The sequence below is a fragment of the Streptomyces sp. 147326 genome, assembly GCF_045000215.1.
Taxonomy (GTDB): Bacteria; Actinomycetota; Actinomycetes; order Streptomycetales; family Streptomycetaceae; genus Streptomyces.
On record NZ_CP134201.1, the window covers coordinates 3,282,153 to 3,301,892 of the forward strand.

Annotated in this window: 22 protein-coding genes; 12 read left to right on the forward strand and 10 right to left on the reverse strand. The window is 72.4% G+C overall.

The features are described from left to right. Window positions 1-56: 56 nt before the first annotated feature. Both RIU97_RS14300 and RIU97_RS14305 read right to left on the reverse strand, forming a co-directional pair. Window positions 57-1,424 (reverse strand): DUF3152 domain-containing protein, encoded by a 1,368-nt coding sequence (locus tag RIU97_RS14300; RefSeq protein ID WP_404956773.1) that lies wholly within the window; start codon window positions 1,422-1,424, stop codon window positions 57-59. 5 nt (window positions 1,425-1,429) lie between these two features. Then, a complete protein-coding gene (locus tag RIU97_RS14305) occupies window positions 1,430-2,431 on the reverse strand; it encodes an alpha/beta fold hydrolase (protein WP_404956775.1) in 1,002 nt (333 codons plus the stop codon). Window positions 2,432-2,569: 138 nt separating this feature from the next. Between RIU97_RS14305 and RIU97_RS14310 the strand changes: the two genes are divergently transcribed. From RIU97_RS14310 to RIU97_RS14325, 4 genes are all read left to right on the forward strand, one after another. Beyond that, the gene (locus RIU97_RS14310; protein ID WP_404956777.1) at window positions 2,570-2,785 is read left to right on the forward strand and encodes a hypothetical protein; all 216 of its coding nucleotides are present in this window, start codon (window positions 2,570-2,572) and stop codon (window positions 2,783-2,785) included. A gap of 149 nt (window positions 2,786-2,934) precedes the next feature. Beyond that, window positions 2,935-3,588, forward strand: coding sequence for a TetR/AcrR family transcriptional regulator (locus RIU97_RS14315; RefSeq protein ID WP_361770281.1), 654 nt, complete (start codon window positions 2,935-2,937; stop codon window positions 3,586-3,588). 139 nt (window positions 3,589-3,727) lie between these two features. Then, window positions 3,728-3,955, forward strand: a complete 228-nt coding sequence (locus tag RIU97_RS14320; protein WP_030709995.1) for a DUF3107 domain-containing protein — start codon at window positions 3,728-3,730, stop codon at window positions 3,953-3,955. A gap of 109 nt (window positions 3,956-4,064) precedes the next feature. Further along, complete coding sequence (locus RIU97_RS14325; RefSeq protein ID WP_383562636.1) at window positions 4,065-4,367, forward strand: hypothetical protein; 303 nt, start codon at window positions 4,065-4,067, stop codon at window positions 4,365-4,367. A gap of 147 nt (window positions 4,368-4,514) precedes the next feature. On the opposite strand, the gene RIU97_RS14330 is transcribed toward RIU97_RS14325, so the two are convergent. Then, window positions 4,515-5,273: a ferritin-like fold-containing protein gene (locus RIU97_RS14330; protein ID WP_404956780.1), complete on the reverse strand. Its 759-nt coding sequence runs from the start codon at window positions 5,271-5,273 to the stop codon at window positions 4,515-4,517. A 224-nt stretch (window positions 5,274-5,497) separates the two neighbouring features. Here RIU97_RS14330 and RIU97_RS14335 point away from each other — a divergent pair, with 224 nt between their 5' ends. The 3 genes from RIU97_RS14335 to RIU97_RS14345 all read left to right on the forward strand — a co-directional run bounded on the left by RIU97_RS14335 (window position 5,498) and on the right by RIU97_RS14345 (window position 8,987). After that, entirely contained in the window at window positions 5,498-7,753 is a 2,256-nt protein-coding gene (locus tag RIU97_RS14335; protein ID WP_404956782.1) for a DEAD/DEAH box helicase, read from the forward strand. Between the two features lie 126 nt (window positions 7,754-7,879). Then, window positions 7,880-8,734, forward strand: a complete 855-nt coding sequence (locus tag RIU97_RS14340; protein WP_404956784.1) for an alpha/beta fold hydrolase — start codon at window positions 7,880-7,882, stop codon at window positions 8,732-8,734. Window positions 8,735-8,834: 100 nt separating this feature from the next. Then, complete coding sequence (locus RIU97_RS14345) at window positions 8,835-8,987, forward strand: hypothetical protein (protein WP_199808063.1); 153 nt, start codon at window positions 8,835-8,837, stop codon at window positions 8,985-8,987. A gap of 71 nt (window positions 8,988-9,058) precedes the next feature. Here RIU97_RS14345 and RIU97_RS14350 read toward each other — a convergent pair whose 3' ends face one another. From RIU97_RS14350 to RIU97_RS14365, 4 genes are all read right to left on the reverse strand, one after another. Then, window positions 9,059-9,664, reverse strand: coding sequence for a MarC family protein (locus tag RIU97_RS14350; protein ID WP_404956786.1), 606 nt, complete (start codon window positions 9,662-9,664; stop codon window positions 9,059-9,061). 76 nt (window positions 9,665-9,740) lie between these two features. Further along, complete coding sequence (locus tag RIU97_RS14355) at window positions 9,741-10,604, reverse strand: PHP domain-containing protein (RefSeq protein ID WP_404956788.1); 864 nt, start codon at window positions 10,602-10,604, stop codon at window positions 9,741-9,743. An 82-nt stretch (window positions 10,605-10,686) separates the two neighbouring features. Beyond that, window positions 10,687-11,331, reverse strand: a complete 645-nt coding sequence (locus RIU97_RS14360; RefSeq protein ID WP_404956790.1) for a DUF6758 family protein — start codon at window positions 11,329-11,331, stop codon at window positions 10,687-10,689. A 60-nt stretch (window positions 11,332-11,391) separates the two neighbouring features. After that, window positions 11,392-11,976, reverse strand: a complete 585-nt coding sequence (locus RIU97_RS14365; protein ID WP_404956792.1) for a suppressor of fused domain protein — start codon at window positions 11,974-11,976, stop codon at window positions 11,392-11,394. A 374-nt stretch (window positions 11,977-12,350) separates the two neighbouring features. Here RIU97_RS14365 and RIU97_RS14370 point away from each other — a divergent pair, with 374 nt between their 5' ends. Then, window positions 12,351-13,466: a magnesium and cobalt transport protein CorA gene (locus RIU97_RS14370; RefSeq protein ID WP_404956794.1), complete on the forward strand. Its 1,116-nt coding sequence runs from the start codon at window positions 12,351-12,353 to the stop codon at window positions 13,464-13,466. A gap of 31 nt (window positions 13,467-13,497) precedes the next feature. Next, window positions 13,498-14,010, forward strand: coding sequence for a hypothetical protein (locus tag RIU97_RS14375; protein ID WP_404956796.1), 513 nt, complete (start codon window positions 13,498-13,500; stop codon window positions 14,008-14,010). Between the two features lie 50 nt (window positions 14,011-14,060). Here RIU97_RS14375 and RIU97_RS14380 read toward each other — a convergent pair whose 3' ends face one another. Together RIU97_RS14380 and RIU97_RS14385 are read right to left on the reverse strand one after the other, a co-directional pair. Further along, entirely contained in the window at window positions 14,061-14,540 is a 480-nt protein-coding gene (locus tag RIU97_RS14380; protein WP_404956798.1) for a hypothetical protein, read from the reverse strand. 133 nt (window positions 14,541-14,673) lie between these two features. Continuing rightward, a complete protein-coding gene (locus tag RIU97_RS14385; protein ID WP_404956800.1) occupies window positions 14,674-15,465 on the reverse strand; it encodes a hypothetical protein in 792 nt (263 codons plus the stop codon). A 199-nt stretch (window positions 15,466-15,664) separates the two neighbouring features. On the opposite strand from RIU97_RS14385, the gene RIU97_RS14390 reads away from it, so the two are divergent. The 3 genes from RIU97_RS14390 (at window position 15,665) to RIU97_RS14400 (ending at window position 18,818) form a co-directional block, all read left to right on the forward strand. Then, a complete protein-coding gene (locus RIU97_RS14390) occupies window positions 15,665-16,936 on the forward strand; it encodes a magnesium transporter MgtE N-terminal domain-containing protein (protein WP_401606756.1) in 1,272 nt (423 codons plus the stop codon). Window positions 16,937-17,108: 172 nt separating this feature from the next. Further along, a complete protein-coding gene (locus RIU97_RS14395) occupies window positions 17,109-17,615 on the forward strand; it encodes a DUF1003 domain-containing protein (protein ID WP_383563839.1) in 507 nt (168 codons plus the stop codon). Window positions 17,616-17,657: 42 nt separating this feature from the next. After that, window positions 17,658-18,818, forward strand: coding sequence for an Mrp/NBP35 family ATP-binding protein (locus tag RIU97_RS14400; protein WP_404956803.1), 1,161 nt, complete (start codon window positions 17,658-17,660; stop codon window positions 18,816-18,818). A gap of 79 nt (window positions 18,819-18,897) precedes the next feature. Here RIU97_RS14400 and RIU97_RS14405 read toward each other — a convergent pair whose 3' ends face one another. Then, complete coding sequence (locus RIU97_RS14405; RefSeq protein ID WP_404956805.1) at window positions 18,898-19,641, reverse strand: hypothetical protein; 744 nt, start codon at window positions 19,639-19,641, stop codon at window positions 18,898-18,900. Window positions 19,642-19,740: the final 99 nt, after the last annotated feature.

The window sequence follows — 19,740 nt, forward strand, 5'->3', positions numbered from 1 at the left end:
CCGATGATCGGACGGATTGTCAACGCGGGATCCCGCCCCGGCGACGGCTCGGGACATCAACTACCGGGGTGCACCCACGGGTTGGCCTTGCACTGGATTCCGCCGATGTCGAGGGACTTGGTCTGCTGCTGCATGATCGGCGCGAGCGCGCCCGGGGTCTGGCAGTTCACGTGCCCGTGTCCGAGCCGGTGGCCGACCTCGTGGTTGATGAGCATCTGGCGGTAGGCGAACATCTGGTCCGGCCCGTAGGTCGCGGAGCCCTGCGCCCAGCGGAACGCGTTGATCATGACCCGGGAGGTCGACGCGGAGTCGCAGGAGACGTTGTCGACGGTGGTGTCGAGGCCGGACTTGGCGCACCAGACCCCGGTGGTCCCGGGGCTGGCCAGCGTGATCACGAAATCGGCCTCGCCGCCCGGCACCCGCTCGAAGGTCATCGCGCCCCCGTGGGCCCAGCTGCGCGGGTCGTTGAGGGTGCGCTGGACGGCCTCGGCGAAGAGCTGCGGGTCCAGGCCCAGGCCCTGTTCGACGTCGACGCGGTAGCGCACGAGCTTGCCCTTGCCGGGGGCCCTGGCCACGCCGGGCACGGTGTCGAAGGTTCCGGGGCCGGTGAGCTTCGCGTCGATCGGCAGCTGCTGCGCCATCTGCTGCTCGTACGTCAGCTCCGGCGCGGGCGCGGCGGAGGGGGCCGCGGGCGCGGCCGCGGGGGCGTCCGGGGTGGGGCGGCCGTCCGAGCGGGAGGCGGCCTGGTCGGACCGGCCCTCGTCGGGGGCGGCCGCCGCGCCGGTCTTGGCCGCGTCGCCGTCCGGGATCACCTGGCCCGCGACGACGACGGCGAGGACGGTGGTGACGGCCGCGGCCGCCATGCCGGTGTACGTACGGACCTTGTGTCCGCGGCTGGAGCCGGGCGGCTCCGCGACGGGATCGACCGGTTTTCGCGGCCCGGGCACGCGGCGGTGCGACCCGGTGGAGGTGAAGGGATCGGGCGCGGGAGCCGGGGCGCGGGTCGGCGCCGGGGCCGGGGGCTCCAGGACCACCTGCGGGAAGCCCACCGCGGGGGTGCCGAAGGCCGGGGTGTCGGAGTCCAGGAGGGCCGCGCCGGCCGCGGGAGCCGCCGCCGGGGCCGCGCCGGTGGTGGCGCGGCGCGGGCGCGGTACCCCGCGCCAGTCCCCGTACACGGAGTCGGGGCGGGCCCCCCAGGCGTCGCCGGGCTCGTACTGCTGGGGATGGCCCCCGGCCCGCGCGCCGGCGAACGGGGCGTCCTGTGAGACGTACCCCTGGTGGGTCACGGTGGGTTCGGGCCAGTACGCGGCGGGCGGTTCCTCGTACGGCCACGGCGCCGGCTCCGCCGGCGGCGGGAGGGGAGCGGAGGCCGCGGCAGGAGCCGGGGCCGGGGCCGTGCCCGCCTTGCGACTATGTCGTCCCACGGTCGTCAGCCTCTGCCGTCTTCGGTATCTCGGTCGGTCCCGCCCTCGCCCGTGCCGGTGTCGCGGAGCAGCTCCCGGAAGGCGGCGGCGACCACCTCGGGGTACTCCATCATCGCCACGTGCCCGGCCTCGGGCAGGGTCAGCAGCCGCGAACCCCGGAAGGCCGCGGCGGCCTTGTGCGCCATACGGTACGAGACCAGCTGGTCCCGGCCACCGTAGACCAGCAGGGACGGCGCGAGAACCCGCTGTGCCTGGCGCCACAGCCCGTGCTGGCCGCCGAGGGTGTAGGCGTCGACGATGCCGCGCGAGGAGCGGGTCATCACGTCCCAGAAGTACGGCAGGGCCATCCGCCGCTCCATCTCCTCCACGGCGTTGCGGAACCCCTCGGGTGTCACCCGGGAGGGGTCTCCGTAACAGAGCTCCGTCACCCCACGGGTGCGCTGCTCGGCGCTCAGGCCCCGCGTCAACCGGCTGAAGAGCCCCGCCACCCCCGGTACGGCGAGCAGCGCGGTCGGCACGGCCGACTTCTGCACGCGCAGTTCGGGCAGGGCGGGCGAGACCAGCGTGAGGGTGCGCACGAGGTCGGGCCGGACGGCCGCGACCCGGGTGGAGACGGCGCCGCCGAGGGAGTTCCCGAACAGGTGGACCGGCCCGCGGCCGGCGGCGTCGAGGTGACGGATGACGGCGCGGGCGAACGCGGTGACGGAGTAGTCCCGGTCGGCGGGCGGCGGGGACCAGCCGAAGCCGGGCAGGTCCACGGCCTCGCCGTCGACGGTGTCGGCCAGCTGCGCCATGAGGTCCGACCAGTTCTGCGAGGAACCGCCCAGTCCGTGCACGAACAGCGCGGGCGGCAGGCCGTTGCGCAGGGGCGGGCGCACCCGCACGGCCAGTTCCAGCCCGGGCAGCGCGGCGGTGCGCAGCTGCTCTCCCTCGGCCACCCGCACGGCTCCCACCAGGGAGGACAGCTCGGCGGTGGACCGTACGCCCGGCAGCTCGGTCGAAGACATGCGGGCAATGTTACGAGACGATCACGTTCCACTTCCTGTGTTCGCGGTCACAGACACAAGAGGATCCGGATCCGCATAGCGGCGCATCCGCGATCCTCCTAGGCTCATAGGTGAGAGCAAGGAAGCGAGGGGAGCGGCATGACTGTCGACCCTGCGGAGCCGGACACCTTCCGGGAGCCGTTTCCGGAAACCCTCGATCCTGAGGCGCCCGAGGCGGATGTGGCGGAGCAGCTGGCCGGTCTCCGGCCGGACGAGGACGAACCGATCACCGGTGCGGATGTGGGCGAGGCCGCGGACGGCGATGCCGCCGAGCAGGCGCGGGTGGTGCCGCTGGACGAGGACGACTATCGCTGACCGGCGTCCGACCGACCGCTGACCAGCGCCTCCGGGCCGTCCGTACCGCGAGAAAACTCGGCTTGAACCCTCCAGATTCGGTTACCGAAAAGTACGATGGCGGGCGCGGCGCAGAGCGCACTGTGTTCTTAGAGAAAGTGGGAGGCGGCGTGACAGCCATCGAGCAGACCGAGGCAGCGCGTCCGCGGGGCACGCGACTGCCGCGCCGAGCCCGGCGCAACCAGCTCCTGGGTGCGGCCCAGGAGGTTTTCGTCGCGCAGGGATACCACGCCGCGGCGATGGACGACATCGCCGAGCGTGCCGGGGTGAGCAAGCCGGTGCTGTACCAGCACTTCCCCGGCAAGCTCGACCTGTACCTGGCGCTGCTGGACCAGCACTGCGAGGCCCTGCTGCTCGCCGTGCGCACCGCGCTCGCGTCGACGACGGACAACAAGCTGCGCGTGGCCGCGACGATGGACGCGTACTTCGCGTACGTGGAGGAGGAGGGCGGCGCCTTCCGGCTGGTCTTCGAGTCCGACCTGACGAACGAGCCGGCGGTGCGCGAGCGCGTCGACCGCGTCTCGCTGCAGTGCGCCGAGGCCATCTGCGAGGTCATCGCCGAGGACACCGGCCTGTCCCGGGACGAGTCGATGCTGCTGGCCGTGGGCCTGGGCGGGGTTTCGCAGGTCGTGGCCCGCTACTGGCTGTCCAGCGAGAGCCCGGTCGCCCGTGACACGGCGGTCGGCCTGCTGACCTCGCTCGCCTGGCGCGGTATCGCCGGTTTCCCGCTGCACGGCGCCGAGCCGAGCCCCGACCCGGCCTGACCGGTCCGCGGCCCCGTCACCGGCCGTTGTTCGCTGCCAGCGTGCCCGCTCTGCGCGGTCCGCATCCCCTCTCCGGGCTAATGTGGACCGCGTACGGCGCGGCTGATCGCGCGAACCGGATCGTCGGAGGGACAAAGCCGTGGAGGTCAAGATCGGCGTGCAGCACGCACCCCGGGAGATCGTGCTGGAGAGCGACCTGAGCGCCGAGGAGCTGGAGAGCATCGTCACCGCGGCGCTGTCCGGCAACGAGCCGCTGCTGAGCCTCACCGACAACAAGGGCCGCAAGGTCCTGGTGCCGTCCGACCGCCTGTCGTACGTCGACCTGGGTGAGCCGAGCGTGCGCAAGGTCGGCTTCGGCGCACTCTGAGAACTGTCGCGAACGGCCCGGTGGTTGATTCCACCGGGCCGTTTCTCTTTCTTCCGCTTCGGGTAGGACGGCAGTGACACGGTTTGCCCTGACGTATGGGAGAGACCTCATGCTGCTGATGGAAGTGCTCGGCTCCGCTCTGTTGGGCCTCGCCCTGTCCGCAACAGCCGCCCGAGTGCTCGCACGCCGACTGCCGTCCCCGAGAGTGGTGCTGGTCAGCGGGGTGCTGGGGGCGCTGTTCGGGGCGTATCTCACCCACTTCGCGCTGGGCCCCGGGCACAACACCCTGACCGCGACCTTCGTCGGCGGGGTGCTCGTGTCGGCGGTGGTCCTGTCCCTCCTGCTCCGTCCGGCCTCCGGGCCCCGCAGGCCCGCGCACAGGACTCCGTTTTCGCTCCCGTCGCGGGGGTGACCGCTGAGGGCCCGCCTTCCGGGGGCCCGCCGCCGGGGAACCCCTGACAGACGTACGCCGGCCCCGGCGCGCACGATGCGCGCCGGGGCCGTTGCATGGAGCCGTCTGGAGCCGTGTCGGCCCTGCGGGGCGTACGGAGGCGTCCGGTCAGGCGGCGAGGCCGAGGGCGGCCATCCGCTTGGTGTGCGCCTTGGTGATCCGGGTGAACATCTCGCCGACGGCCGCCAGGTCGAAGCCCGCCGCCATTCCGTCGACGCCGCCGACCAGCATGGTCGAGAGCGCGTCGCGCTCGGCGACCACCCGCTGGGCCTGCGAGAGGGCCTCGCCCATCAGCCGGCGGGCCCACAGCGCGAGCCGGCCGCCGCAGCGCGGGTCCGCCTCGATCGCGGCGCGCACCTTCTCGACGGCGAAGTTGCCGTGGCCGGTGTCGTCGAGCACTCCGAGCACGAGCGCGCGGGTGTCGTTGTCCAGGTGGGAGGCGACCTCGCGGTAGAAGTCGCTGGCGATGGAGTCGCCGACGTACGCCTTGACCAGGCCCTCCAGCCAGTCCGAGGGAGCGGTCTGGCGGTGGAAGTCGTCGACCCCCTTGGCGAAGGGCTGCATGGCGGCGGTGGGCTCGGTCTCGATGGCCGTGAGCCGGTCCCGCAGCCGCTCGAAGTGGTGGAACTCGGCGGAGGCCATCGCGGCGAGCTCGGCCTTGTCGTCCAGGGTGGGCGCGAGCTTCGCGTCCTCCGCGAGGCGCTCGAAGGCCGCGAGCTCTCCGTACGCGAGCGCGCCGAGCAGGTCCACGACGGCGGCCCGGTACTGCGGCGAGGCAGATGCGGTCGCCCAGTCCTGGGAAGCGATTCCGACGGCTTCGGCGGGTGCGCTGTCGTCGGCGGGCGAGGCGTTTTCTACGGTCGACATGCTCCGCACAATAGCCCGCCGAATGGCCCTTCAAGGCACCATGCCGGTTGACTGCCTGTCCAGCTAAACGCGTCTACCCGGTGAATTCACCCGACACAGCTGCGCGATTCCGGGGTACAGTGGTAATGCGCCTGCCGAAGACTCGGCGGGCCATCCGAATGAGGATGCCCGGTCGGTGGCCCGATCGGCTCCAACCGACCGCCCTCGGTGTGGTGCGTACGTTCATGCGTACCGCCTCCGCACGAGGGGCCCCCTCAGCGGCAGATGCGCCTGAGCGAAGGCTAGTGGTCCCGCGCAGCTTCGTACGTAGCAGTACTGCAAGCACGGCACGGTACGACCCCCCCTCGCCGCCTCGCGCCGCGTCTCACAGAAGAGGCAGCACCCTGACTACGTTCCGAGACCTCGGGATCCTTCCCGAGACGGCCGAAGCCCTTGAGGCCGTCGGCATCGTGTCCCCCTTCCCGATCCAGGAGATGACCCTCCCCGTCGCCCTTTCCGGCACGGACGTCATCGGCCAGGCCAAGACCGGTACCGGCAAGACGCTCGGTTTCGGCCTTCCCCTGCTGGAGCGGGTCACCGTCCCCGCGGACGTCGAGGCGGGCCGGGCCACGCCCGAGCAGCTGACCAACGCCCCGCAGGCCCTCGTGGTGGTTCCGACCCGCGAGCTGTGCACCCAGGTCACCAACGACCTCCTGACCGCGGGCAAGGTCCGCAACGTCCGCGTCCTCGCCATATACGGCGGCCGCGCGTACGAGCCCCAGGTCGAGGCGCTCAACAAGGGCGTCGACATCATCGTCGGCACCCCGGGCCGCCTGCTCGACCTGGCCGGGCAGAAGAAGCTCGACCTGTCGCACGTCCGGGCCCTCGTCCTGGACGAGGCCGACGAGATGCTCGACCTGGGCTTCCTGCCCGACGTCGAGCGGATCATGAGCTACCTGCCGCCGAAGCGTCAGACGATGCTGTTCTCGGCGACCATGCCGGGCGCGGTCATCGGCCTGGCCCGCCGGTACATGACGCAGCCGACCCACATCCGCGCCGTCTCCGAGGACGGCGAGGGCGCGACCGTCGCCAACACCACGCAGCACGTCTTCCGTGCGCACAACATGGACAAGCCGGAGCTCGTCTCCCGGATCCTGCAGGCCGAGGGCCGCGGCCTGGCCATGATCTTCTGCCGTACCAAGCGCACGGCGGCCGACATCGCCGAGCAGCTGGAGAAGCGCGGCTTCGCCTCGGGCGCCGTCCACGGCGACCTGGGCCAGGGTGCGCGCGAGCAGGCCCTGCGCGCGTTCCGCAACGGCAAGGTCGACGTGCTGGTGTGCACCGACGTCGCCGCGCGCGGCATCGATGTCGAGGGTGTCACCCACGTCATCAACTACCAGACGCCGGAGGACGAGAAGACCTTCCTGCACCGTGTGGGCCGCACCGGCCGCGCGGGCAAGAAGGGCATCGCCGTCACCCTGGTCGACTGGGACGACATCCCGCGCTGGCAGCTGATCAACAAGGCGCTGGAGCTGGACTTCCACGACCCGGTCGAGACGTACTCCACGTCCCCGCACCTGTTCGAGGAGATGAACATCCCGGCCGGCACCAAGGGCACCCTGCCGCGCGCCGAGCGCACGCGGGCCGGCCTGAAGGCCGAGGACCTGGAGGACCTGGGCGAGACCGGCGGCCGCGGAGGCCGTGGCGGCCGCTCCGGTCCGGCCACTGCCGCCGTCGTGACCGAGGAGCGCCCCGCGCGCACCCGCACGCCGCGTCAGCGCCGCCGTACCCGTGGCGGTACGGAGCTCGCCGAGGGCGCCGAGGCCGCCGCCGTCACCCCCGTGGTGGACGCGCCGACGGCTCCGGCCGCCGACGAGCCGCGCCGGCCGCGCCGCCGCCGCACCCGTGTGGGCTCGGTGCCGGCTCAGGCCGTGGAGACCGTTCAGGCCGCACCGGCCGCGGTGACCGAGGCCCCCGTGGCCCCCGTGGCCGTGGTGACCCCGGTCGCCGAGGAGGCCCCGGCCAAGCCGCGGCGCACCCGCACCCGCAAGGTCGTGGAGAGCGCCCCGGAGCCGGACTTCCAGATGGCCGCGCCCGTCGAGCCCGCACCCGTCCGGGCCCGGCGCCCGCGCAAGGTCGTGGAGACGACCCCGGAGCCGGACTTCCAGATGGCTCCGCCCGTCGAGCCGGTGAAGGCGCGGCGCACCCGCAAGGCCGCTGCCGCCCCGGTGACTCCGGTCGCCGAGGTCACCGCCGTGGCCGAGGAGGCTCCGGTCAAGCCGAAGCGCACCCGGACCCGCAAGGTCGCCGAGGCCGCTCCGGTCACCGAGGCCGCCGCCGTCGCGGTGGCGGAGGAGGCTCCGGTCAAGCCGAAGCGGACCCGTACGCGCAAGGTCGCGGAGGCCGCTCCGGTCGCCGAGGCCGCCGCCGTGGCCGAGGAGGCGCCGGCGAAGCCGAAGCGCACCCGCACCCGCAAGGTCGCGGCCGCCCCGGAGGCGTAAGCGCATCCGAGCACCGCACCGGCGGCCCCGTTCCCCTTCCGAGGGGGCCGGGGCCGTCGGCGTACCCGGTGGGGGCGTCCGGGGGGAGGCTGCGCCGGAAAGCTACGGGCCGGTAACCTCTGGCCCATGAGCAAGCCGCCGCGCCTCACCCTGCCCTCCGCCGCCCGCGCGTACCGCCTCACCACCGACCGCGGCGTGTTCGCCGTGCACGAAGCCGGTGAGCCCGTCCGCGGCACCGCCCTGCTGGTCCCCGGTTTCACGGGCAGCAAGGAGGACTTCATCGGCCTCCTGGAGCCGCTGGCCGCCGCCGGGTACCGGGTGGTCGCCGTCGACGGGCGCGGCCAGTACGAGACGCCGGGCCCGCGCGAGGAGCCGGCGTACGCCCGGGAGGAGCTGGCGCAGGACGTGCTCGCGCAGACCCGCGCCCTGGGATCTGACCGCGTGCACCTGGTCGGCCACTCCCTCGGCGGGCTGATCTCGCGCGCCGCGGTGCTGCGCGACCCGTCGCCCTTCGCCTCGCTCACCCTGCTGAGCAGCGGGCCGGCTGCGATCAGCGAGGAGCAGCAGGCACGTACGAAGCTGCTGGTGGCGGCGCTGGAGGCGATGGGCGGGGACATGCCCGCCATCTGGGCGGCGATGCGTGCCTACGATCCGCAGGACGCGGCGGCGGACTCCGCCGAGCTGGCGGAGTTCCTGCGCGCGCGGTGGGTGGCGACCGTTCCCGAGCAGTTGATCGTCACGGGCCGGGTGCTGATCTCCGAGCCCGACCGGGTGGCGGAGCTGAGCCGGACCGGACTGCCGAAGCTGGTCCTGTCCGGAGCCGTCGACGACGCGTGGCCGGTCCCGCTGATGGACGAGATGGCCCGGCGCCTCGGCGCCGAGCGGGTGGTCGTCCCGGGGACGGGGCACTCTCCGAACGCCGAGGATCCGGCCGTCACGGCCGCCGCGCTGGCCGCCTTCTGGGACGCCTGCACCGGCTAGTCCTTAGCGAGTGAAAAAATTTCCTTAGCGTAGGGAATGATTGCGGCCTACACTTCGTTGAACCAGTGCAAGGAGAAACACTGACGAAGGGAGAAGCCCCATGCGCTTCGAGATTCTGCGCCTGGACGACGTCGACGGATCTGCCGTGGACAGCACCGTCGTGGACGCGGCCTCCGTCAACCGGATCGTGCAGCAGGCCGCAGCCGTCGGCCAGCGCATTCTGATCCGACCGGCCGAGAGTGCGTCCATCTGACGCCCGCACGAAAACGTTCGCGCCCCCGCACCGATCCGGTGCGGGGGCGTTCGCATGAGCGGGTCGTCGGGTCAGGAGCCCTGTACGACCTGGAGCACGCCGTTGATGATCTGCTGCACGGCGATCGCCGAGAGCATCATGCCCGCGAGCCGCGTCACGAGGACGACTCCGCCGTCCTTGATGACCCGGATGATCACCAGCGAGTAGCGCATGGTGATCCACAGAACGACGTGCATGGCGATGATCGCGGCCCAGACGGAGACCTGGCCGGAGGGCCCGTCCGCCTTCTGCACGGCCAGGATGACGGACACGATCGCACCGGGACCGGCCAGCAGCGGCATGCCCAGCGGCACCAGGGCCACGTTCACGTCCTTGGTCTGCTTCGGCTCGTCGTTCTTGCCGGTGAGCAGGTCCAGCGCGATGAGCAGGAGCAGCAGACCACCGGCGATCATCAGCGCCGGGACGGAGACGTGCAGGTAGTCCAGGATCTGCTGACCGCAGATGCCGAAGACCGCGATGACACCGAAGGCCACGCAGACGGCTTGCCAGGCCATGCGGCGCTGCACCTTGACGGGGCGGCCGGAGGTCAGGGCGAGGAAGATCGGCGTGATCCCCGGGGGGTCCATAATCACAAAAAGCGTGAGAAATAGGGATCCGAAGACGGCGAAATCAAACACAGTGATGCCTTGCAGGAGAGAGGGGTGTCGCGAAGAAAAAGGTGTGGGACGGGTGGAGCGGGCCGGGAGGGGCCGGTCAGCGCTCGCGTCCGCCGGCACCGGGCACCGGGAAGGCCCCGGTCGCGCGGCGCGTGATCTCGCCGTAGATCTCGGGGTCGGTCGTGTACTCCCCGAGGCGGCAGGTCTTGCGGCTGCCGTGGTAGTCGCTGGACCCGGTGGTCAGCAGTCCGAGGTCGGCCGCCAGACCGCGCAGCCGTGCGCGGGTGCCGGCGTCGTGGTCCATGTGGTCCACCTCGATGCCGTCCAGGCCCGCGGCCGCCAGCTCGGCTATCGCGGACTCGGGCACGCACCGGCCGCGCTTGACGGCGGCGGGGTGCGCGAAGACGGTGACGCCGCCGGCCGCCTTGACCAGGCGGATCGCGTCGAAGGGGTCGAGCTCGTGCTTCTCGGCGTACGCGCGGCCGCCGTCGGCGAGCCAGTCGGGCGTGAAGGCGTCCGAGACGGTGGGCACGACGCCCAGCTCGACCAGGGCGGTGGCGACGTGCGGCCGGCCGACCGATCCCTCACCGGCGATCCGGGCCACCTGCTCCCAGGTGACGTCGACGCCGAGCGCCCGCAGCTTGTCCACCATGGTCCGGGCGCGCGGGGTCCGGTCGTCCCTGACGAGCTCCCGCTCGCGGGCGAACTCCGGCTCCTCGGGGTCGAAGAGGTACGCGAGCATGTGCACGCCGGTCCCGTCGAGCCGGCAGGACAGCTCGGCCCCGGTCACCAGGGTCAGCCCGGCGGGAAGGGCTGCGAGGGCCTCGCCGTATCCGCCCACGGTGTCGTGGTCGGTCAGCGCGACCACGTCGAGCCCCGCGGCGGCGGCGTTGCGCACGAGCTCGGCGGGGGTGTCCGTACCGTCGGAAGCCGTGGAGTGGGCGTGCAGGTCGATGCGCACAGCCGAGCTCCAGAGGTCGTACGGACGGGGGGACACTCCAGGATAACCGGGCCGGGGGGCCCGCTGATCCGTTGCGGACGGTCTACGCGGGGCCCAGGATGCGCGGGCTCAGGGCCCCGCAAGGAAGGAGCTCGACCTCCGCTCCCGCGTCGCGGAGATCGGTGAGGACGAGCTCGTCGTACATGAGGAGGCCGGACTGCTCCGGCCAGACGATGGCCCAGAGCCACAGGCCCCTCGCCTCCCCCGCGAAGACGGCCCGGTCGTCCGGGGCTCCGTTCAGGTGCCACAGCGGGGTCGGGCGGCCCGCGGCGACGACCTTGGCGTGGGGCGGTGACGAGACGTTGATGTAGGGGCCGGGGTCGGGCCCGTCGATGCCCGCGTACCGCGTGCCGAGGCCCACGCCCAGCTCCTCGGCGACCAGGACCAGCTCGCCGATTCCCCCCAGCGGGCCGGGGCCGGAGCAGGCCACGGCCGTCGCCCGGCCGCCACTGCGGTCGTCACCGGCGGACGCGATCCCCGTGAACAACCACCCCACCGGCAGCGGCCAGGGCATCCACACCGGAACCCGGGACCGGTGCGCGACGACGCCCAGGCCTTCGACACTGGGCGGGATGACGGGTTGCAGGGGGTGGACAGCGCCGTGCAGCGCGCACTGCCAGGAGTCGGAGAAGAGTCCGGGCGCCCTGACCCGGCCACCGCACTTCGGGCAACTTGGTTCACCCCTCATAAGAAGCCACGCTCCTCCCCGCCCGGCCGCCAGTCAAGGCGCGCTCACCCGTCCGGGCCGTCAGTCCAGTGCGACAGCGGTACGCAAAGGATCCCGCAGGTCCGTTCCGCGCGCGAGCCATCGTTCCTGGAGGGCGGCCGCGCCGTGCACCCGCTTCCAGGCGGCCTCGTTCGCCGTCATGGGCAGCAGGGGCAGGAACTGCACGGGATCCATGGGCTCGTCGAGCTCCAGGTCCTCCACCAGACCGCCGGGTTCCGCCACGAGGACGGAGCTGAAGGGTGCGCCGTCCCAGAGCGGATCGCCCACGTCCAGCGAGGCCCCGGGGGCCACGATGAGCCCCTCGACCTGCGGGGACGCGGCCAGCACCGCGAGCGGCCGGAGCAGTTTGTCGGTGGGCGCCAGTCCTCCCCGTACGGTCAGCACCAGCTCGGCGCGCGGGCCCCGTACGGGGTCGGCGACCACGGCGGTCGGATCGGTCATCGGGTGCGCGGACATCCCGAGGGTCGCGTACCGCACGAGGTCTCCCTCGGCGAAACGGAGTACCTCGATGCGGTCGGTGCCCAGGAAGGTGACGGCGGCGCGTGCGTCGGGTTCACCGAACGCGGAACGGAGCCGGGCTTCGACGAGGGCCAGAATTTCTGCCATGGAGCGAGCATAGAACTCGTATCAGGCGGGTAAAGGGCGGGTCTTGACCATCCGTCGGCTGATAGTGTTGACAGCTGTTCGGGGCCGCATGCCGAAGCATGCCCGGCACCCCGGAGACAGGACCTCCCCCACGGGGGACCGGCCGGAGGAGGTGGGGCTGCAATGGATCGAAGTCGATCGTGCAGTACCAATCGCTCTTCCGCTTCTGTGACGGGTGCTTCCCGCCCCGTCTGATCTCCTGATCAGTAGAAGAGCGACGGCAGAACTTTGTCCTCCCGTCCTGTTCCCTCCCCCGCGCCCGGGCCTGCCCGCCCGCGGCCCCGGAGGGTCTCCCACCCGTACGGTCCGCAGCCGTGCGTGCGAAGGAGCCTGCCATGTCGATGCTGCCCTACCTGCGTGCGGCCGTCCGCCCGTCGCTGCGCAAGTCCACCCCCGCCCAGCCCGGCTACGACACCACCCGTGACCCGTCGGCGAGCAGCGCGGTGGTCGACTGCGCCGTGTACCGCGACGGCCGGCGGATGCTGGGGCCGGCGTGCCTGACGCCCCGTGAGGCGATCCGCCGGGTCCGCGAGGACGGCGGCTTCGCGTGGATCGGTCTGCACGAGCCGACCGGGGCCGAGTTCGCGGGGATCGCCGCCACCTTCGGACTGCACCCGCTGGCCGTGGAGGACGCGGTGCACGCGCACCAGCGTCCGAAGCTGGAGCGCTACGACGACACGCTCTTCACCGTCTTCAAGACGATCCACTACGTCGAGCACGCCGAACTGACCGCCACCAGCGAGATCGTGGAGACGGGCGAGGTGATGTGCTTCACCGGCCCCGACTTCGTGATCACCGTGCGGCACGGCGGCCAGGGTTCCCTCAAGGGGCTGCGGCACCGGCTCCAGGGCGACCCCGACCTCCTCGCCAAGGGCCCCTCGTCGGTCCTGCACTCCATCGCCGACCACGTCGTCGACGGGTACATCGCGGTCGCGGCTGCGGTGCAGGACGACATCGACGAGGTGGAGAGCGACGTCTTCGCCGCCCCCGCCAAGGGCAGTACGCGCGGCGGCGACGCGGGCCGCATCTACCAGCTCAAGCGCGAGGTGCTGGAGTTCAAGCGGGCGGTCTCGCCGCTGCTGCGCCCGATGGAGCTGCTGAGCGAGCGGCCGATGCGGCTGGTGGACCCGGACATCCAGAAGTACTTCCGGGACGTCGCCGACCACCTGGCGCGGGTGCACGAGCAGGTGATGGGCTTCGACGAGCTGCTGAACTCGATCCTGCAGGCCAACCTCGCGCAGGCGACGGTCGCCCAGAACGAGGACATGCGCAAGATCACCTCGTGGGCGGCGATCATCGCCGTGCCGACGATGATCTGCGGGGTCTACGGGATGAACTTCGAGCACATGCCCGAGCTCCACTGGCGCTACGGCTACCCGATGGTGATGGCCGCGATCGCCGCCTCCTGCTTCACCATCCACCGCGCGCTGCGCCGCCACGGCTGGCTGTAGGGCGCGCGGAGCGACCCCCTACCCTGTCCGCATGACTCTCAGCACGCTCGACCTGGCCCTCGTCGAGGAGGCCACCAAGAAGTCCGGCCTGATCTGGGTCCGCGGCGCCGGGGCCGACCGCGCCCTGTGGCACGCCTGGGTGGACGGCGCGGCCCACGTCCTGGGCGACGGGCCCGGCGAGCAGCCGTTCCCGGGGCTCGCGGACGGCGCGGCCGCCGAGGTGACCGTGCGGAGCAAGGACAAGGGCGGCCGGCTGGTGGCCTGGACGGCGACCGTGCGCGAGCTCCCGCCGCGCGGCGAGGAGTGGGCGGCGGCGGTGGCCGAGCTCAAGGGCAAGCGGCTGAACGCGCCCGACTCCGAGGACATGACGGAGCGGTGGGCGCGGGAGTGCCGGCTGCTGCGGCTGGAGCCGGAGTCGGTTTCCGAGCTGCCCGGCGGCTCGCTGGCCGCGGCCCCGCTCGCGTCCCCGGCGATCACCCGCCGCCCGATCCCGGCGCACCTGCCGAAGCTCCTGCTCAAGCGCAAGAAGGCCGCCCGGAGTTAGGGCGTTCCGGCGGACCGCTCCGCCGCCCCTGCCGACGGCCGGGGTTGCCGTCACTCTCCGCCGGGGGGGTCCTCCGGCTCGTAAGGGTTCGGCGGGGCCTTGGTGGGGAATTCAGGGTGCTCCGGCTCCGTCGGGGGCTCCGTCGGCGGCTCTGTGGGCGGCTCCGTGGGCGGCTCCGTCGGCGGCTCCGTCGGCGGCTCCGCCGGCGGCTCTGTGGGCGGCTCCGCCGGGGGCTCCGTCGGCTCCTCCGGGGGCTCCGTCGGCTCCTCCGGGGGGTCCGTCGGCTCCTCCGTCGGGGCCCCCGGGCGGGTCATCTCTTCGGAGCTCTCCGGGTCTGCGTCGGAGTCTGCCTCGCCCGTGTCGCCGTCCGCATCGGGATCTTCCGCGAACGGGGCGGCGTTCACCCCGGTGGTCGGGGCCGCGGTCGCCGTCGTGGCGGGGAGTACGTCTCCTCCCGCAGCCGCCGCGGCCGACGCCGCGATCGCCGCGATGCAGAGACGGACGGAGTTCTTCTTGATCTTGCGGGTCACGGTTCCTCCCGCTGGTGGGGGGTGGTGGGGGTCACCTTGTCGCGCCCGTGTCCCTTCCGGCAGGCCGGAGGCACCTCGCGGGGGCATGCACAGGGATTTCGGGACGTGACGAAGCCGGGATCCCGGGGGCGGCTTAAGGCTTGGTGGGGTTCGCGCCCTGGCCGGAGCCCTTGGAAGGGGCTGGGGCGGGCTCGCCGCTCTGGTCCTTCGTCGTCGGCAGCTGGGTGCCGTAGTCGACCGTCTGGTCCTGCGCGGGCGGGTCCAGCTGGAACGGCTGGCCCCACTCCGCGAGTTCAACCCGGCCGGCGCCGCCGGCGCGCTCCATGAGCAGCGGGTACGGGGTCCCCTCCAAGGATACCGAGAGCTTGCCGCCCTTGCCCGCGTCCGCCGTGACCTGGACCGCGCGGGTGTGCCCGACCTTGGTGTACGAGCCCTTGGCGAGCTTGCCCTCCAGTCCGAGCAGCCCGTCCAGCAGCACGTCCATGTCGGTGAAGCCGCGGAACTGCTTGTACGAGGGGTCGCCCTCGGGCACCTTCACGTACTTGTCGCCGAGTTTGCCGGCCGAGTCGGACTGCCCCCAGAACGCCGCGCTCGCCTTCAGGTACAGCTGCTCGCCCACGCGCAGCAGCTGGAAGGTGTCGTCCTTCGACTTCACCTCGCCGGAGCCGCCGTCCGACTTCAGCCGCATGTCGAGGGTGAAGGACTTGCCGCCGCTCACCAGCGTGCCCGACAGGTGCACCGAGTCGGCCTCCGTCGCAGCCGCCTTCGCCTTCGCCTCGATCTTGTCCGCGGAGAGCTTGCCGACACCGTTCGTGCCCTCGTCGGGGTCCTCCCCGCAGCCCGTACCGGTGACGGCGAGACCCGCGCACAAGACACCGATGAAGGCGGCCCGGCGCAGCCGCGCGGCGGGGAAGTAGGCGGTCACGGGCAGGTGCCTCTCGTCGGTCGTCTGCGAGCAGCAGGCAGCGTACCCGCCCGTACGCCGCCGCCCGCGACCGCGCCCCAGGTGAGGGGGGCGGACCCCGCCGGACCCCGGGCGGACCGCCCACCAGGACGCTTCCTCGCGGCACGGGCTAGCCTGAGGGCCCGTACGACTGTTGATGGACGCTCTAGGAGGCGCTCGGATGGCTGCAGGCGCCCCGCGGATCTTCGTCTCGCATCTGTCGGGTGTGCCCGTCTTCGATCCCAACGGCGACCAGGTCGGGCGCGTCCGCGACCTGGTCGCGATGCTGCGCGTCGGCGGCCGCCCGCCGCGACTGCTGGGCCTGGTCGTCGAGGTGGTCAGCCGGCGCCGGATCTTCCTGCCGATGACCCGCGTCACGGGCGTGGAGTCCGGGCAGGTCATCACCACCGGCGTCGTCAACATGCGGCGCTTCGAGCAGCGCCCCACCGAGCGGCTGGTCCTGGGCGAGCTGCTGGACCGCCGCGTGACGCTGGTCGGCAGCGGCGAGGAGGTCACCGTCCTCGACGTGGCCATCCAGCAGCTGCCGGCCCGCCGCGACTGGGAGATCGACCGGATCTTCGTGCGGAAGGGCAAGTCGGGGGCGCTGCGCCGGCGGGGCGAGACGCTGACGGTGGAGTGGTCGGCGGTGACGGGCTTCTCGCTGGAGGAGCACGGGCAGGGCGCCGAGAACCTGGTCGCCACCTTCGAGCAGATGCGCCCGGCCGACGTGGCGAACGTGCTCCACCACCTGACGCCGAAGCGGCGCGCCGAGGTGGCCAACGCCCTCGACGACGACCGGCTCGCGGACGTGCTGGAGGAGCTGCCGGAGGACGAGCAGGTGGAGATCCTCGGCAAGCTGAAGGAGGAGCGCGCCGCCGACGTCCTGGAGGCGATGGACCCGGACGACGCGGCCGACCTGCTCTCCGAGCTGCCGGAGGACGACAAGGAGCGGCTGCTGACGCTGATGCAGCCGGACGACGCCGCCGATGTGCGCCGCCTGCTTTCCTACGAGGAGAACACCGCGGGCGGCCTGATGACCACCGAGCCGATCGTGCTGCGGCCGGACGCGACGGTCGCGGACGCGCTGGCCCGCGTACGGCAGGCGGACCTCTCGCCGGCCCTGGCGGCGCAGGTGTACGTGTGCCGGCCGCCGGACGAGACGCCCACGGGCAAGTACCTGGGCACGGTGCACTTCCAGCGGCTGCTGCGGGACCCGCCGTTCACGCTGGTCAGCTCGATCGTGGACACGGACCTGCCGCCGCTGCGGCCGGACGCCTCGCTGCCCGCGGTGACCACGCACCTGGCCGCCTACAACATGGTCGCGGTGCCGGTGGTCGACGAGAGCGGCTCCCTGCTGGGCGCGGTGACGGTCGACGACGTGCTGGACCACCTGCTGCCGGACGACTGGCGGGAGACGGAATTCCATTCCGAGGAGGCCGTGGGTGGCCAATGAGAGAGGGCGCTTCGACCGGGGGCGCGGCGAGCAGGCGCGCGAGCGGCGCCGCGAGCAGATCCGGGAGCGGCGCGAACAGGCACGGCTGCAGGCCCGCGAGCACGGGCTGTCGGTGGAGGCCGGCGAGCGGACGGAGCGGGCCAAGGCCGCCACGTCGACCGGGTCGAGCGCGCTGACCCGGTCGCGGGTGCGACTGGACCTGCCGCGCGCGCCGCGCCGCTCGCTGCTGCCCGAGTACGACCCGGAGGCCTTCGGGCGGCTGTCGGAGAAGGTGGCACGGTTCCTCGGCACGGGCCGGTTCATCGTCTGGATGACCCTGGTCATCGTGGTCTGGGTGCTGTGGAACATCTTCGCGCCGGACGATCTCAGGTTCGACAAGTACCCCTTCATCTTCCTGACGCTGATGCTGTCGCTCCAGGCCTCCTACGCCGCTCCGCTGATCCTGCTCGCGCAGAACCGGCAGGACGACCGCGACCGGGTGAACCTGGAGCAGGACCGCAAGCAGAACGAGCGCTCCATCGCCGACACGGAGTACCTGACCCGCGAGATCGCGGCCCTGCGGATGGGCCTGGGCGAGGTCGCCACGCGCGACTGGATCAGGTCCGAGTTCCAGGACCTGATCAAGGAGATGGACGAGCGGCGCCTATTCCCGGCGGAACGTGATGAAGGCGACCGCTGACGGGCTTTCCTGAGCCGTGCTACCGAGCCGTACCATCGGGGCATGGCTACCGACACAAGCTCCGCCGCCGTGCCTGAGCAGGACGCGATCCTGGACGCTCTGGCGACGGTGAACGACCCCGAGATCCACCGGCCGATCACCGAGCTCGGCATGGTGAAATCGGTGGAGATCGGCGACGGCGGCGCGGTCGCCGTCACCGTCTACCTCACGGTGTCGGGCTGCCCCATGCGCGAGACCATCACCAAGAACGTCACCGAGGCCGTCGAGAAGGTCGCGGGCGTCACCTCGGTCGCCGTCTCCCTCGACGTGATGAGCGACGAGCAGCGCAAGGACCTGGCGGCCACCCTGCGCGGCGGCACCGCCGAGCGCGAGGTGCCCTTCGCCAAGCCGGGCTCGCTGACCCGCGTGTACGCGGTCGCGTCCGGCAAGGGCGGTGTCGGCAAGTCCTCGGTCACGGTCAACCTGGCCGCGGCGATGGCGGCCGACGGTCTGAAGGTCGGCGTGGTCGACGCCGACATCTACGGCCACAGCGTGCCGCGCATGCTGGGTGTGGACGGCCGTCCCACCCAGGTCGAGAACATGATCATGCCGCCGTCGGCGCACGGCGTGAAGGTCATCTCCATCGGCATGTTCACCCCGGGCAACGCCCCGGTGGTGTGGCGCGGCCCGATGCTCCACCGAGCACTGCAGCAGTTCCTGGCGGACGTGTTCTGGGGCGACCTGGACGTCCTGCTGCTGGACCTGCCGCCGGGCACCGGCGACATCGCGATCTCGGTGGCCCAGCTGGTGCCGAACGCCGAGATCCTGGTCGTCACCACCCCGCAGCAGGCCGCGGCCGAGGTCGCGGAGCGGGCCGGCTCGATCGCCGTGCAGACCCACCAGAAGATCGTCGGCGTCGTCGAGAACATGTCGGGCCTGCCGTGCCCGCACTGCGACGAGATGGTGGACGTCTTCGGCTCGGGCGGTGGCCAGAAGGTCGCCGACGGGCTGACCAAGACGGTCGGCGCGACGGTGCCGGTGCTGGGCTCGATCCCGATCGACGTCCGCCTGCGCGAGGGCGGCGACGAGGGCAAGCCGGTCGTCCTGTCCGACCCCGACTCCCCGGCCGGCGCGGCCCTGCGCGCCATCGCCGGCAAGCTCGGCGGCCGCACCCGCGGTCTCTCGGGCATGTCCCTGGGCATCACCCCCCGGAACAAGTTCTAGCCGACCGGGGCCCGCACGGGCCGCACAGCGCAAAGGGCACCGCCGATCGGCGGTGCCCTTCCGCATGCTCGCCCGGCTGCTACTCGTACGTGCCGAGGTCCGCGATCGCCGAGAACCCGAGCCCGTACGCGCTCATCCCCCGCCCGTACGCGCCCAGGTGCACCCCGCTCCCAGTGGAACCCGCGAGCACCCAGCCGAACTCCGACTCCCGGTAGTGGAACGGCGTCGGCTCCCCGTCGACCGGCAGCGACAGCGTCGACCAGTCGTCCCCGGCGAGGTCGTCCGCGAGCTCCCACGCGGCCTCGGTCTGCTGGTCGAGCCAGTCGTCGCGCAGGGAGTGGTCCATCTGCCCGGGCCAGCTGTAGGCCAGCAGCCCGGAGCCGGCCAGCCAGGCCGCCGAGGAGACCGAGGTGGCCTCCAGGACGCCGGTGCCGTCGGCGCTGCGGCGCAGCGGGTTGCTCGCCACGGTGATGACCACCGCGAAGCGTTCCTTCTCGCCGGTGGCGATCTCGCCCCGGGCGGACGGCTCGTCGCCGTGACCGGTGGAGCCGTGCTCCACGGTCCCGTCGGCGGCGGTGCCGACCTGCATCAGCCAGCGGGGGCCGCTGAAGGCCCCGTCCAGCCCGTACCAGGGGAAGTCTGCGGCCAGGAAGCCCTCGGCCGTCCGCCGGGCGGCCGAGCCGGGTGCGGCGGCCTCCTGCGGCTGTGTGTCGGTCTGCGCGCCGGTCACCGCATCGGTCTGCGGTTCCTGCGCGGGTGCGGCGGCGGTGGCGGGTGCCTCGGCGGTCTGCGCCCCGACCCGGCTACTGCTCGTCGTCTCCATCTGAGCGGCCTCTCGTTCCGTGGGGTCCGGAACGGCCCTCCCCCTCGCTGGGCTGGGGGGACCCCCTCCCTCGGGCGTCCTGGGTCCGGACAACAGATG